This is a genomic window from Paraglaciecola sp. G1-13, from assembly GCF_055809255.1.
Genome location: NZ_CM147903.1, coordinates 4,144,039 through 4,158,571, shown reverse-complemented (window position 1 = coordinate 4,158,571; position 14,533 = coordinate 4,144,039). Strand labels below are relative to the sequence as shown.

Annotated in this window: 11 protein-coding genes; 2 read left to right on the top strand and 9 right to left on the bottom strand. The window is 44.6% G+C overall.

Translation table 11 applies throughout. The features are described 5' to 3' along the window. Positions 1-6 precede the first annotated feature (6 nt). Complete coding sequence (rapA, locus tag AC0L6N_RS17535; RefSeq protein ID WP_473476388.1) at positions 7-2,838, bottom strand: RNA polymerase-associated protein RapA; 2,832 nt, start codon at positions 2,836-2,838, stop codon at positions 7-9. Between the two features lie 350 nt (positions 2,839-3,188). On the opposite strand from rapA, the gene AC0L6N_RS17530 reads away from it, so the two are divergent. Beyond that, on the top strand, positions 3,189-4,586 hold the full coding sequence (locus AC0L6N_RS17530) for a PhoH family protein (protein WP_011576538.1): 1,398 nt from the start codon (positions 3,189-3,191) through the stop codon (positions 4,584-4,586). A gap of 76 nt (positions 4,587-4,662) precedes the next feature. On the opposite strand, the gene AC0L6N_RS17525 is transcribed toward AC0L6N_RS17530, so the two are convergent. From AC0L6N_RS17525 to AC0L6N_RS17495, 7 genes are all read right to left on the bottom strand, one after another. Continuing rightward, positions 4,663-5,331, bottom strand: a complete 669-nt coding sequence (locus AC0L6N_RS17525) for a hypothetical protein (RefSeq protein WP_473476386.1) — start codon at positions 5,329-5,331, stop codon at positions 4,663-4,665. A gap of 135 nt (positions 5,332-5,466) precedes the next feature. Continuing rightward, positions 5,467-6,396 (bottom strand): hypothetical protein, encoded by a 930-nt coding sequence (locus tag AC0L6N_RS17520; protein WP_473476384.1) that lies wholly within the window; start codon positions 6,394-6,396, stop codon positions 5,467-5,469. A gap of 82 nt (positions 6,397-6,478) precedes the next feature. Continuing rightward, on the bottom strand, positions 6,479-6,835 hold the full coding sequence (locus tag AC0L6N_RS17515) for a hypothetical protein (protein WP_011576535.1): 357 nt from the start codon (positions 6,833-6,835) through the stop codon (positions 6,479-6,481). 26 nt (positions 6,836-6,861) lie between these two features. Further along, positions 6,862-7,056: a zinc ribbon domain-containing protein gene (locus AC0L6N_RS17510; RefSeq protein WP_007985042.1), complete on the bottom strand. Its 195-nt coding sequence runs from the start codon at positions 7,054-7,056 to the stop codon at positions 6,862-6,864. Positions 7,057-7,125: 69 nt separating this feature from the next. After that, entirely contained in the window at positions 7,126-7,788 is a 663-nt protein-coding gene (locus tag AC0L6N_RS17505) for a glutathione S-transferase family protein (protein WP_473476382.1), read from the bottom strand. Positions 7,789-7,993: 205 nt separating this feature from the next. After that, a complete protein-coding gene (locus AC0L6N_RS17500) occupies positions 7,994-9,589 on the bottom strand; it encodes a glycoside hydrolase family 32 protein (protein WP_473476380.1) in 1,596 nt (531 codons plus the stop codon). Then, positions 9,586-10,917, bottom strand: a complete 1,332-nt coding sequence (locus AC0L6N_RS17495) for a sugar porter family MFS transporter (protein ID WP_473476377.1) — start codon at positions 10,915-10,917, stop codon at positions 9,586-9,588. Before AC0L6N_RS17495 ends, AC0L6N_RS17500 begins: the two co-directional genes overlap by 4 nt. Before the next feature lie 452 nt (positions 10,918-11,369). On the opposite strand from AC0L6N_RS17495, the gene AC0L6N_RS17490 reads away from it, so the two are divergent. After that, positions 11,370-12,404: a LacI family DNA-binding transcriptional regulator gene (locus AC0L6N_RS17490; protein ID WP_049765916.1), complete on the top strand. Its 1,035-nt coding sequence runs from the start codon at positions 11,370-11,372 to the stop codon at positions 12,402-12,404. A 25-nt stretch (positions 12,405-12,429) separates the two neighbouring features. Here AC0L6N_RS17490 and AC0L6N_RS17485 read toward each other — a convergent pair whose 3' ends face one another. Then, on the bottom strand, positions 12,430-14,367 hold the full coding sequence (locus AC0L6N_RS17485) for an amylosucrase (protein WP_473476375.1): 1,938 nt from the start codon (positions 14,365-14,367) through the stop codon (positions 12,430-12,432). Between the last annotated feature and the right edge of the window lie 166 nt (positions 14,368-14,533).

Here is a 14,533-nt window from a genome sequence, read left to right as displayed (position 1 = left end):
TTCTTCCTAGGGGTTGTTCACTATCAGTCTAATGGCTTCAAGATTCACCCGTGCTTCGCTAATAACCAGTTTCAAGTCGTCGATTTGTTGCTGCAGGTGAGCAATTTCTTCATCGCGAATTGACGGGTTCACTTTCTGTAAGCTTTGCATACGTTTTAGCTCACCGCCCAGCAAGGATTTCATTTGCTTTTGACACTGCTTGCGGACTTTTTCCGCGTCGGCTTCACCTTGACTTTGCGCTACAGCTAAAGCTTTGGTTAATTGAGGCGTCAACGCTTTAATCAATTGATTACCCATTTTACCGCGTACTTTGTCCAGCTTAGTAAACGGTTTTTCAACCACACTGTTAGTGGTATCAACACAAATTTTGATAGGCGTGGGGGGCAAGAAGCGATCAAGTTGCAATGATTTTTCAGCTTTACCCGATAACACAAACAAGCACTCTAGCCAGTATGCGCCAGCGGGTAAGGATTTATCCTCTCCCAATGCTACCGAGCTCTTACCTGTGATCTCTGTAGTGACGGTCTCCATGGCATGTTGCACCATGGGGTGGTCCCAGCTAAAGAAGTTCACATGCTCCAAACGGGTCGCGGTGGTGCGTTCGTAGGTAATGGTCATGCCTTCTTCATCTAGGCCGGGTAAGGTCGCTACCATGGTTTCAGTGGGCCGAAGGATATAACAACTTTCGTCTTTATCCTCTTGGGCAAGGCCAAGGGTGTCAAATAAGCGTGTCATAAACAGCTCAAGGGTGGGTGAGTCTTCTGCGGCGAGTATTTCTTTTTGCAGCTTTTCCACTCGGCCTTTACCTGACGAGTTAAGCTCAAGCAGTTTGTCACGCCCTTGTTCTAACCGCTCTTTGAGTTGTCTGTGCAAACTTGCGGTTTGGTTAATTAAGTTCTCGCTCGCTGCAAAGTCGGTTGGGAACATCAAGCAGCTATGCAGTAACTCTTGGGTTTCCTCGTACACCGTCATGCCTGTAGGGCAAGTATGCTCAAACGCATTCAGACCCTGGTGATACCAGTCAAGTAGTACTTGTTGGGCGCTCATATCAAAATAAGGCACATGAATGCACACATCGTGGGTTTGACCGATACGATCAAGACGACCGATACGCTGCTCAAGCAAATCTGGTACTTGGGGTAAATCAAATAACACCAAGTGGTGAGCAAATTGAAAGTTACGCCCTTCACTGCCGATTTCACTGCAAATTAACACCTGCGCGCCTTCTTCGGTTTGTGCAAAGTAATTTGCGGCTTTGTCGCGCTCTACTATGCCCATGCCTTCATGGAACACTGTTGCCCGAGTACCGGCTTTTACCCGCAGTACCTCAGCTAACTGCAATGCGGTCCCTGCGTTGGCACAAATAGTGAGAACTTTCTCGCCTTTAAGCTCTTGTAGTTTATCAATAAACCAGTCCACTCTTGGGTCGATATTGAACCAGCTGTTGACCATATCTGGGTTGCGCTCTGGTGTTAAATGCAACGACAAGTTGGTTGGATCTTCATCTTGAGCGGCAATATACTCTTCTGGCTGTTCTAGGCTGTAGCTATACAATTTACGATCAGGGAAGCCACTGACGCCAGCGCGGCTGTTTCTGAAAAGCAAACGGCCTGTACCGTGTCTGTCGAGTAAATTATGTAGTAACTGCGTTTTTTGCCTAGCAGACATAGCATTGATGTCACCTAGATCTTCGTCTTTAGCGAAGGCTTCAATAGCGGCAATGTTATCCGCGCTTAAGGCATCACCTGACATCAAAGGAGAAATAGCTTGAGCTAAAGTACTGTATTGCTGCTCTTCTTTTACGAAGCTGTGGTAATCGTGAAAGCGAGCTGGGTCGAGCAAGCGCAGCCGTGCAAAGTGACTTTCATGGCCAAGTTGGTCAGGCGTGGCGGTTAACAGTAACACCCCTTTGGTGACTTGGGCTAAACCTTGCACCACTTGGTACTCTTGAGACGGCTGGCCTTCACTCCAAATCAGGTGATGGGCTTCATCAACCACCATTAAATCCCATGGAGCTTGCATGGCTAACTCGTAATAGCTGCTGTTGTGGGTTAAAAAGTCTAAACTACAAATAACCAGCTGCTCAGATTCGAACGGGTTACCACTTTCACCAGCCATGGCGCTGCAGCGCTCTTCATCGAAAATGGAAAACGCGAGGTTCACCCGGCGCAGCATCTCGACCAACCATTGATGCACCAAGCTTGAAGGCACTACAATTAACACGCGTTCAGCACGGGCAGTTAGCAATTGCTGATGGATAATCAACGCAGCTTCAATGGTTTTACCTAGACCTACTTCATCAGCAAGTAACACTCGAGGTGCAAAACGACGGCCCACTTCTGCTGCTATGTGCAATTGGTGAGGGATCAAGTCAACCCGGGCCCCCACAAAGCCCAATAATGATGACGTACTGTGGCTATATTGGTGATTCAAACATTGCTCGCGTAAATCAAACCACTTGGGGTGGTCAAATTGTCCTGCAAACAAGCGTTTTTCTGGCTGGTTTAGCTGAAAATGATGATCAATAAAAGTTTCTTTCAACAACACTTCTTCTTCGGTGTCATGGCGAATACCGGTATAGGTCAACATTTCGTTATGTTCAGTAACGTTAGTGATCTTCATATCCCAACCTTCGTGGCTGGTAATGTTGTCGCCCTCACCAAATGTAATGCGGGTTAGTGGAGCACTTTGCTTGGCATACACTCGACTGTCTCCCGTGGCAGGGAATAACAAACTGACAGCGCGATTATCAACGGATACCACAGTCCCTAAGCCGAGTTCTGTTTGGGTATCGCTTAACCAACGTTGACCAAGTGCGAATGAGTGTTTTTGCGCCATAGAGTGTCTCCCAACAGTGTATGCATAACTGAACTTTTGATGCGGGCGGAATAATTTCGGCGCGCATTGTATACCAATAGAGCCTAGGGATGGAGGTCAATCCACCTTGATATAAACATATTGTGCATAAAAGTCGTTAACTCAAGCCCATTCCTAATAATCTATGTTCCTGCGGGCGGGTTTTAAACTAAGTGATGGCATAAACGCCATATAATAAAAGTAGATGAATAAGGAACAAAAGTGGTTTATTGTTTCACTAACAGATGGCCAATAGCAGCTGAGTGATATACCTGATTGGCTGTTTATGGGTGATTTGTTTTGCAGTGCCTTTTATTCAAATGGAGTGACGAATGCCAGAAAAAAAAGCGTTAGACACAAGAATTTACGTACTCGATACCAATATCCTCCTACACGAACCCCTCGCATTTCTATCTTTCAAAGAGCATGACGTAGTCGTCCCGATGACTGTCCTCGAAGAGCTCGATTACATCAAAGACAGCAAAAAAGATGTCGCCCGTGATGCTCGAGTGTCCATTCGCGCAATGGAAGACTTACTTCACGACGCCACACCAGAGCAGTTAATGGCAGGCGTTAGCATGCAAGGAATTGGCGTAGGTGATAATGCACCAACAGGCAGTTTGTCGATCTTTGTCGACCACGCATTGCCAGCGGATCAGCACGTGTTCACCAGTGATGAAAACGACAATCGTATTATTAACACTGCACTGCATCTACAGGGGCAATGTAGCCCTAGGCTTGTTACCTTGGTGACAAAAGATATCAACATGCGCTTAAAAGCTAAAGGAGCAGGTCTAGCTCATGTTGAAGACTACCGAACGGATCAATTAGTTAGTGATATAAAATATTTATCTAAAGGTTTTCATCGTTTTAACGGGGATTTCTGGAACGAAGTTACCGCAGTAGATAGCCGTTCAGAAGGTCGTGATACCATTCACACTCTCGCCCGAGAGGTCTTGCCAGAGGCCTATGTGAACGAGTATTTACTGGATGATACTGAACACTTCGCAGGTTTGGTTGAATCCGTGTCAGAAACAGAAATTGACGTACTCGATTTGGGCTACGAACGTTTGATGGGCCGAAGAGCGTGGGGAATTACCCCAAAGAATATCGGCCAAGCCATGGCGTTTCACTCTTTGTTGGACCCACATATAGATTTGGTGATCTTAACTGGGCCTGCAGGTAGCGGTAAAACCTTGCTAGCACTGGCCGCCGCCCTTGAAATGGTAGTTGAGAAGAACATGTATGATAAGATCATTGTTACTCGCAGCACACCGGAGATAGCCGAATCTATAGGCTTTTTACCAGGCACGGAAGAGGAAAAAATGGCCCCTTGGTTAGCGGCCATTACGGACTCTTTAGAAGTGCTACACAAGAACGATGAAAACGTCAAAGGCTCCATGAGTTACATCATGGAAAAAGCCAATATTCAGTTTAAATCGGTTAACTTTATGCGTGGGCGAAGCATCCAAAACGCCATTGTTATTTTAGATGAATCGCAAAACTTAACAGCCTCACAGCTTAAAACCATTATCACCCGTTGCGGAGAGGGCACTAAGCTCATTTGCAGTGGTAACTTAGCGCAAATTGACAGCAACTATTTAAGCGCGGTCACCTCTGGTTTGACCTACATAGTTGAGAAGTTTAAAAACTTCTCAGGTAGTGCCACGATTAACTTAGACGGAGTAGTACGTAGTCGCTTAGCAGAGTTCGCAGAAGAGCAGCTCTAGAAAAATCCAGTCACTGAAAAAAAAAACCGCCAGTCAATCGGCGGTTTTTTTACGCTTGAGATTGGCAGGATTGGTGTTAACCCATAAAGGGTTTTGCTATTCCTACGTAAGCCTCAAATATAAGCACTAGCCATATTGTGACCACCCAAGGTTTAACCCTTCTAAGGCTACGAACCATTTGCAGATTGTCTGCATCATCGTGGGAGTCTTGCAACATTTTAGCGTAGGTGATTGAGAACTCTTTTAGATTGATACGTATCATTAGTCCGCAAAAAATTAAAAACGCGAAACCCAGTAACTTAATGATTATCCAAGGGTTGTCAGCTAAACGCCCTGTGTTATAGGCGTATATGCTTGAGGTCACTAACGCCGCAATCATGGCCCAACGAAATAAGTAATCCACTTTGGTTAGCAAGGGAATATAGTTAGCATTGTGCTTGTAGTGCAGCACTAACACCATGCTCAGCCATAAGGGACCAAGCAAAATGATTCCTATTAACTGCCAAAGTTCATGCTCGATGCCTAAGTAATGAGCAAGTATGCCCCCCACCGTGAGCATCAAACTCATACATATTTTAGGGATTAAATCGCAACCAAGCATGATTTTGGCCGCAGTCAGACGCGTTTCTCTGCTGAGTTTGCTGTCGACGACAAATTGGCTCGAGTAAAAAACCCCGACGTCACCGCCCAGCCAGTAGCAAAAAAGTAAAATATGGATCAAAAGAGCGATATCGTATGGGGTCATAAAGGCTTACTCATTTATTAACATAGTGATGCAGGTTAGATATAACCCACAGATGCAGCTAAGCACATGGCAATTATCAAATGTTAGGTTATTCATGTAAACATCGGGATTTATCGTATTAGCGTCAGTATAAGCCTAAGGAATGACTTCATAACTATACATACCTGTATCGAGAAAGCGCTGGCTACTTGGGGCGGTTTCATTTAACGAAAATAGCGCTGGGCCCGTTGGCTCCATTAATAAATATGCCTCATCGTTTATTTGCATGCTTCTTTCATCCTTTTTAGCGGGAACACCTATGCCTAATAACGCATGGTTGGGTAAGTACAGCATCACTAACTCGATTTTTGGAAACAGAGCGCGTATCACGCTCGCCATCAACACAGATTTGCTGTCGCAGTCGCCACGATTATGACTTAGTAACGTTAGCGGGGGTGAAAACCCAGCGCCATTGGAAGAAACGCGGCTTTCTAAATCATCATAAGGAATACTCTGTAACCAACCTAACAGTAAGTTCAAAAAAGCCCGCGTATCTCCGCGTTCAGACGCTTCAGCATACATAGCTTCGGCAAATGGCTTTAGTACTTCCTGATTTTCCTTGATGTAACGCAAATGGTCCGGTTTGATGCCCTCCTGACTAAGGTAATCACTGAACCGCGCATAGTAGTGATCCGTTAAATATTGCTCGAATGCGTCATCCTTTACTTGCAGCAATTGTTTTTGATACTTTTTTGCTGATTCTTCAGAGCGGCTTCTCACACTGATCTGCAGCGTTTCCCCTATGCGCTTTATGTCAATACGTGCTTCTTTGGCGTCGATTTTGTTGCGCTCTTTAAGCATGGCAATTTGCTGATAGCGAGTGACCTGCTCAGGTACAAAGCGTTTGTGATGCGAAGTGTTGATGTCGTCTAGGGGCAAAGTGAACGAAAACTGATGTTTCTCTTGGTCCTTATCGCGCCATTTGTAGCTCAATTGGATATCGTTTTCGAGGGTGTTTTTACTAAAGCTTATTTGCTCGCCGTGGGCAAAGTGAATAGGACTGACAGATAACACGGTTATCGACATGAAAAAGGCCAATAGGCATTTTACATGCCTAGCCACAAAGCGGTTGGCTAAACCGCTTTTACGTGCGCGCGCAGTAAACTTCCTAGCTAAGAAGTTTTTTATGCAAGAAGCCATTACGCTCTACTGCGTCAACTAAAGGGATAAAACCCGCTGGGGTTGAGAGGTTGATATACCCTGTTTGACGCTCAAGTAAAATGTCATTGAATTGTGTCGGACGGCTCACAACAGGTGTGCAAGAGATATCAGTTGCGTCACCATTAGCAAAATGGCTAGGCCCGCCAGAGGCGGCAAACGCGATATCCAATTCGCTATGCTCGACACGAGTCGCGAATCGATACTGACTCAAATTTTTCATGACGAGCTGCATCAAGTCGCGTTCATTGTCTATGGTGTGTAATTTACGTCGTAAAGAGTCTGACGCATGGAAAATATCAATCAAAGTAGAACTCCGTATTAAAAAACAGGCTATTCGCTGTCGGTTCGGGCGTGAATAATGAAGTCGTTATCACTGTCTTGGGTAATGAGGATTTCTATAGGACTACAACACACCTGACAATCTACGATTTGCTGTTGATTAACATCGTTGTCTTGATCAATTTCTATATCATTGATTTCCATGCAGTATGGACAGCTGAATTCGGCATTTGATGTAAGGCTCATCGTTGTACTCCTATATGAGCCTTATATGGTAAAGGAAGATTGGGTAATCTTCCTACCGTTTATCACGCTTTATTTTTGAAAACTTGTTACATATTCCACAAACGCTTTATTTGCGACTTTGCGGTCTGCCGCAATTTTCTGCACTTCGGGTAATTCGTTCAGTTTAGCCATTAGGTTCTTAGCGCCTTGTGAGCCATCAAATAAATCAATGTCGAATAATTTGTAAGCGACACCAGAGGCTAAGTCCACGCTGTATAAGAACATAATATCCGCAGCGCTAAATTCATCACCTGCCACATAAGGCGAGAAAGAGGCAAGTCTGTTTAAACCTGTCATGCCTCTGAAAAGGGCGCGCTTCACTTCTTTGCGTGTTTCATCGCTGACTTTGCCACCAAAAAAGGCTTCAGGGTGACAGCGGCGGGCAGGTAGCTCTAAATATAGCTCTATAAATTTGACCAACTCCTTTACTCTGGCTTGAGCGAAAGGATCTGCTGGGTAGAGCGGTTTATCAGGATACTTAGCATCGAGATATTCCAAAATGATATTGGTTTCAACAATGATGCCGTCTTCAGTTTCTAGCGCAGGGACTTTACCCATGGGGCTTTTGGCTAAAAATTCAGGCTCTTGGTTGGGGTAAACGGTAACCACTTCGTAATCTAATTCTTTGTGGGCAAGGGCCAATTTGATCATATTGAAGTAGTTACTGACGTCGAATCCATATAATTTAAGCATGCGTATTCTCATTGTTGCGTATGAGTCTCTAGCTTGCTTCACCTCCTAGCAAGGAGCAATGTTATTTTCTTTATAGAAGAGTATAAGTAAAGGAGGGGGTATAATGTTGAAGCGGCTGCTAAGTCGAAATCAATGGTCAGTAAAGACCTGAATAAACCCACATAGTGAGGTATCAACGTATGTGGGTTTGATCAAATATTCAGGACTACTTGGCTTGTTGCGCCGTGAGGTTGTCCAGACTGATGTGCTCGATTAAGGCTTGTCCATCGGCTGCAAACGTAATTTCATTGTACGGCGTTGACGGGAAAGCAAGCGCTGTCATCGACAACTCTCCGTCATTAACGAACAGTTCGATTGATGCCTTGTCATAAATGATATCGAACGAGTAGGTGTCTAATCCGGCACGAATTACACCCACTTGTTGGTTAACAAAATGTTCTTCAAATTCTGTCTCACCAGATTTTGCACGATCGATCGTTACAGTACCGGCGTTTACATCAAGGCGTATTGAAAGCAGTTCGTCGTTATTTTTGTAATCTAACGACATTGTATTCGCGCCTTGCCTTTTCACCTTCATAGTGACGCGGTGCGATTCCTCTATTGGACCGAGTAATGCAGATAAATCTGTGTCGCTGCTTACTTCAACATTATCAAGCTGTGCGACTTGGTGGCTTATATTGTGAAGTTCAGTGATGGGTTGAGAGAAAAGAAGTGGGCCTTGTGCCGTCTCTTGTAACACTAGGTTACGCGGAGTTGTCATACTGCCACGCCATGCTTCGGTAGGGACGTCTCTTGCGTAAAGCCAGTTGTTCATCCAACCCATAAATAACGTGCGTCCATCCGTATCTGGCACATTAGAGAATGTGACGCCGGCATAGTTGTCTGTGCCGTAATCAAGCCATATAGCTTCTTTTTGCTCTAAACGCTCAGAGAATTCAGGATCAACGGTGAATTTACTCCCGTCAAAGTCACCCACAAAATATTGAGTACCTGAACCTCCGTTGGGTGCCCCTGGGACTAAGCTCACCAGTAATACGTGCTTTGTTTCACCCGTACTGGCAATTGTCATCTCCAACAAATCAGGGCATTCCCATACGCCGCCATGGGCTCCTATTTTTTCGCCAAATGTACTTTCAGCTTGCCAGTCGATCAGATTTTTCGATGAGTGAAAGCCAATATTATCCCCTTGCGCCAATGCCATAATCCATTTTTTCTGTGGGGCGTACCAAGATACTTTCGGGTCACGGTAATCCTTTAAACCAGGGTTTTTCATCACTGGATTTTGACTATATTTGGTCCATGTTCTGCCTTTGTCCAAACTATACGCTAGCCCTTGGGTTTGAAAGTCGAGCGTTCCTGCTTGTTCTCCTGCAACATCATGGTAGGTGAATAGCGCAACCATAGGAGGGTTGTCTTTTGTGCCCAATCCGGATGTGTTTTCCCAGTCAACCACTACGCTACCTGAAAAAATAGTGCCTAATTCGTCTGGATATAATGCAACTGGAAGGTGCTGCCAATTCAGCATGTCTTTGCTAACCGCATGTCCCCAGTGCATGGGGCCCCAAATAGTTGACCCCGGGTGGTACTGGTAAAATAAGTGATATTCGCCCGCGTAATACACCATGCCATTCGGGTCGTTCATCCAGTTGGCGGGGGGCGTAAAATGAAAGTTTGGTCGGTGTTTTTCGTTACTTTGCATACTGCTATCCGAATTGACACGTTCAGATGCTGGATTTGTGGATGACTGGCCTGAACATCCGAGTAATACGCTAGCCATTAGGCCTAACATAACCGTCTTCATTGTTGACTCTCCTTTGTTGACTTAGTGAGTATCGCTGAAAGTGCTTCTAGGGATTTCCCCTTCGTTTCAGGCATTAATATAAATACAAATATGAGTTGTAGAACCATCATAAAAGTGAAAAACGCGAATACAGTACTTGGAGCATATTCTGATAGAAAATATGGCATAAACAGGGTGATTAAGGCTGCAAAAATCCAGTGCGTACCACTGCCAAGTGACTGTCCTTTTGAGCGTACCTTGTTGGGAAATATTTCAGCAATAAATACCCAGATTACGGCGCCTTGACCAATTGCATGGGAGGCAATAAAGGTAAATACGAAAAACACAACCATCATCCCGCCTTGCTCTGAATAAAACGCCCACGTCACCACTGCAAGTGACATGATGTAACCTAACGAGCCTGCATACATAAGTGTTTTTCGACCTACTCGATCAATCAAGTAAATCCCAACAAAGGTAAAAAGTAGGTTTATCACACCAATCCCTGTGCCCGACAGCAGCGAGGCGCTTGTGTCTAGCCCGGCTAGCTCAAAAACTCTGGGCGCGTAGTAAATAATAAAATTGATGCCTGATAATTGATTAAACGCCGCAAGCAAGAACGCCAACACAATAGGAAAACGATATGAGGTGCTAAATAAACGTCCTGAACGTTTATGTTGATTCTCATTAACAACCTCATTAACAATGCTTTCACTGTTCGTTTCACCCAGTGATATAAGGACTTGCTGGGCTTTAACCGAATCGTTTCCATGCAAAATTAACCAACGAGGACTTTCAGGGGCTTTCAATATCAACAGCAAGTAAGCCAACGCGGGTATGGCTTCCACACCAAGCATCATGCGCCAATCAAAGTCTAATAGACCAGACAGAACGTAGTTAGAAAGAAAGGCAATTAAAATACCAAACACAATTTGAAATTGATAAATCGCGACTAAACGGCCTCGATGAGATGCCGGTGCTATTTCAGAAATATAAGCGGGTACCGCAATAGACGAAATGCCCACCCCAATGCCGCCAATAAAGCGTAATATCGCAAAGGTGTATGGGTCTGTAGCAAGGGCAGAACCCAAGGCAGAGACTAAATACAATATACCAATAGCTACTAGGGTGGGTTTGCGACCGTATTTATCGCAGGGATAGTTACCGCCTAGTGCGCCTATTACTGTCCCCCATAATGCTGCCGACATGATAAACAAACCGTGGAAGAGTGGTGACGTATTCCATAAGGTTTGAATTGGCTTATCTGCACCAGAAATTACCGCGGTGTCGAACCCAAACAGAAACCCTGCGACGGCGACCGTCATTGCCCAAAACGTGATTTTATTCACTGTACGTCCCTCTATCTTTGATTGCCTAAGCTAACGTTTACTGCGTTTATCATGCTATTTGAAAATTCTCTCTCACTGTCGCCGACATCCAAGGTATATAGCCCTTGCTCAAGTATTTGAAGTCAGCCAGAACAGCATCTTAAACGTTTAAGAATAATTTATAGTAACCCGCTGTCTTTTTATTGTAAATATTTTATAACAACTAAATAACACGCTATGGTCTGGACTTCGTCGTTGTGATTTTCATAGCCTTGTTCATTAAAAGAGTTCATTAAATAAGTTCATTAATGGATTGAAATTGGTTATTTTGTAGCGCGCCATAGGCTCCAGGATGGGTTTGTTGGCATGGAGCCTGAAGTAAATACTAGAAAAAAGAGACCGCCTTTGCCTCGTTTGGACTTTTTATTCATCTGCATCAACTGAAATAACGCTATGCTCTTAAGGGTAAAATCATCAAAAAAAAACTTAATCTGAAACAAGTATCACAGCAACTCGGGGTATCTACCGCGACTGTGTCTAACGCGTTTAATCGCCCGGATCAGTTATCCGCTAAATTGCGGGAGCGCATCCTTCGCGAGTCAGCGGAACTGGGTTATCACGGCCCTAACTTTGCTGCTCGCTCATTGCGTAAAGGCCGGTCAGATGTCATTGCTGTTGTACTTGCTGATTCCATTAGTTATAGCCTGTCAGACCCGGTCGCCAGTCAGTTGCTACAGGGGGTTGCGGAGGTGTTGGGTGAAAACAAAAAACAACTCTTATTGCTCTCCAGTGAATCAGACGGGCTAGAGCACAGCAGTGCTGAGTCGTTGCCTGATGGCTTCATTTTTTATGGCACACCCAGTGGCGATATTTTTGCCCGAGTGAAACGCTCTGGTAAGCCAATTATTGCTGTAGACTTTGAAACCCACGAAGCTGAATCTGTCAATATTAACAATGAAGATGGCGCGTTCATCGTGGCGAATCATGCTTTAATTAATGAACCAAAAAACGTGGCTGTATTAGGTTTGCGTTTGGTGGATTCACAACGTATCTGTCGCCTCACGGACCAAGATATGCATGTTAAATCAAAAGAAATCTCTCGCAGTCGATTAAAGGGGTATCTGCGTGCATTTGATGAGAAGCAACTCACTATTTCCCCTAGCCAAATTTGGCACATTCCTCTAAATACCCCAGAGATGGCAGAAATAGCTGCGAAGGAAGCGCTGACCCTTAGCCCGTTACCTGAGGTCATTTTATGCATGAGTGATGTTATTGCGCTCGGCGTGCTAAGAGTGGCTAATGAGTTGAATATTGCAATACCAGAACAAGTGCAAGTGACTGGTTTTGACGATATACCTGAGGCGAACCGAAGTAAGCCTGGTCTCACCACTGTGTGTCAGCAAAGCTTAGAAAAGGGCAGGGTCGCTACCCGTTTACTCCTCGACAAAGATCACAATGACAGCGTCGTACTTGAAACGCGACTTGTGATTAGAGCGAGTTGTGCATAAGTTAGCAACTCGCTGCTCAGTTCTATTAAACAGGTTGAGCATTAAGTAGCCACATCACCTGATAAGGTGCAAGTTCAAGCTCTTGGGGGGCCGGAGAAACCCGTACCTCAGAAAGCAAATCGTGCCAAACATCACCACTACCTAAACCCAGAGTAGTACTTGATATCTGTTGCTTATGCTCGCTGAAATTGCAAATAGCTAACAATCTGGTGCCATCTTTTGCTGAGCGTTGATAGGCGAATAGTGCGCTTTGATGAGTATCGATAATACCCGTGGCGGCTTGACCAAATACGTTGTGGCGTTTACGCAACGCTATGAGGTTTTGCAAACCATTAGTCACCCGGTTTTGCGGTGTGTCTTTTTTCTTACTGGCTTGAATGTCCGCGTCCGTCACGGCAATTCTTTGCACCCAACGCTCATCGTGTTTTTTGCTTTCGTCTTGTTCGTAGCTGTAATCATTCAGTAAGGCCAACTCATCCCCAGAATAAATAAGCGGAATGCCACCGATGCTTAAGATAATGCTGTGAACCAATAGTATTCTCGCGATAGCATGGTTAATCAGTGTATCGTTATTTTTTTGTAGGCCTTGCTCCAACCCGGCAAGCGAAGCCAAAGAGCCGCAAACACGGCAGTCACCGTTGCTGGGATTTTCGCCAAAGGCAACGCCCGTGGCAAACGTGCCATCGAAGCGCCCGGTGTAGAATTGATTTAGGAAGCGACGATGGTCATAACCGTTTACGCCTTGTTGTTGGGCTACCGCATCGTCAAATGTCCAGCCAATATCGTCATGGCAACGAACATAATTCACCCAGGCGCAGTCAGGAGATATTTCAAAGCTTTTCTGCATAGATTCAGTCAATAAATGCGTGTCTCTGGTGGCCAGCGTGTTCCAGATAAGTGCCATAAGTAAGGGGTTGTAAGACAGCTGGCATTCTTGTTTGTCGATGTACTTCAAGACTTCATCAGGATGTACTATGGCTTCAGACTTAAAGACCACTGCAGGAGCAGCGATTTGCAAACAACTGTTGAATGCTTGGATCAAGCTGTGCGCTTTATCTTGATTCTCACAGTTGGTACCCATTTCTTTCCAGATAAATGCTAACGCATCTAAGCGCAGCGCTTCGCATCCAAGATTGGCTAGGTAGAGCATCTCGTCAGTGATGGCATTAAATACAGCGGGGTTAGTGTAGTTTAGATCCCATTGAAAATTGTTGAATGTCGTCCAAACCCACTTATGGGCATCTGAATTCCAACTGAAATTGCCTCGACGAACTTGAGGAAATATTTCTCTTAGATGTTGCTCATACTCGTCAGGAATACGTTTGTCATCAAACATATAATAGTAATCTTGGAAGTGTTCGTCTCCTGACTTGGCCGCGACTGCCCATTTATGTTCATCCGAGGTGTGATTAAACACAAAATCCAATACGAGGCTGATGCCGGCATCAGCGAGTGCTATCGATAATGCTTCAAGATCGTTATTTGTGCCAAGTGACTTATTGACCTTTCGATAATCTGATACGGCATAGCCACCATCACTATCTCCCTTGGGAGAATCGTATAGAGGCATTAAATGCAAATACGTGATGCCGGTCTCAACTAAGTAAGGGATCTTCTGTTTGAGTCCTTTAAGGTCGCCCGCGAACAAGTCTACATAACACGCCATACCCAACATCTTTTTATCTTGATACCAATGAGGATCGGCCAATCTAGCTTGATCTTTTGCCTTTTGCGCCTTCGAGCGCTTACTAAAGCCGTTGGCCAAGGTTTGTGTCAGCTGTTGCAGGTAGTAGAAAAAATCATACCTGTGACCGTAAATATCAATGAGTAGCGAGAATAGTCGAGGAAACTGCTCATTCATTCGGCTGATAAATATAGCTTGGTCATGTTTGGGCATAGCGCTTAAATCTAAGCCGTCTAAAATACGCGTTAAGGTGCGTTTACTTTCAAGTTTTATATCCATGGTACTCAAACTGTCTAAAACGATTAAGTTAAAATGTTATGTGATTAATAGTACGTTTGTCACCCAGTGTAAATGATTTTCGCTTTATTTTTTACAGAGTGTTTACAAAATTAAATTTATTTGTTAATTTCGTTTTACATCATCTTAAACGATTAAGTTGTTGTTT

Coding starts and splice junctions, on each gene's coding strand:
- AC0L6N_RS17520 (WP_473476384.1), bottom strand. CDS start 6,396: ATGTCGATAACCGTGTTATCTGTCAGTCCTATTCACTTTGCCCACGGC.
- AC0L6N_RS17510 (WP_007985042.1), bottom strand. CDS start 7,056: ATGAGCCTTACATCAAATGCCGAATTCAGCTGTCCATACTGCATGGAA.
- AC0L6N_RS17500 (WP_473476380.1), bottom strand. CDS start 9,589: ATGAAGACGGTTATGTTAGGCCTAATGGCTAGCGTATTACTCGGATGT.
- rapA (WP_473476388.1), bottom strand. CDS start 2,838: ATGGCGCAAAAACACTCATTCGCACTTGGTCAACGTTGGTTAAGCGAT.
- AC0L6N_RS17530 (WP_011576538.1), top strand. CDS start 3,189: ATGCCAGAAAAAAAAGCGTTAGACACAAGAATTTACGTACTCGATACC.
- AC0L6N_RS17525 (WP_473476386.1), bottom strand. CDS start 5,331: ATGACCCCATACGATATCGCTCTTTTGATCCATATTTTACTTTTTTGC.
- AC0L6N_RS17505 (WP_473476382.1), bottom strand. CDS start 7,788: ATGCTTAAATTATATGGATTCGACGTCAGTAACTACTTCAATATGATC.
- AC0L6N_RS17485 (WP_473476375.1), bottom strand. CDS start 14,367: ATGGATATAAAACTTGAAAGTAAACGCACCTTAACGCGTATTTTAGAC.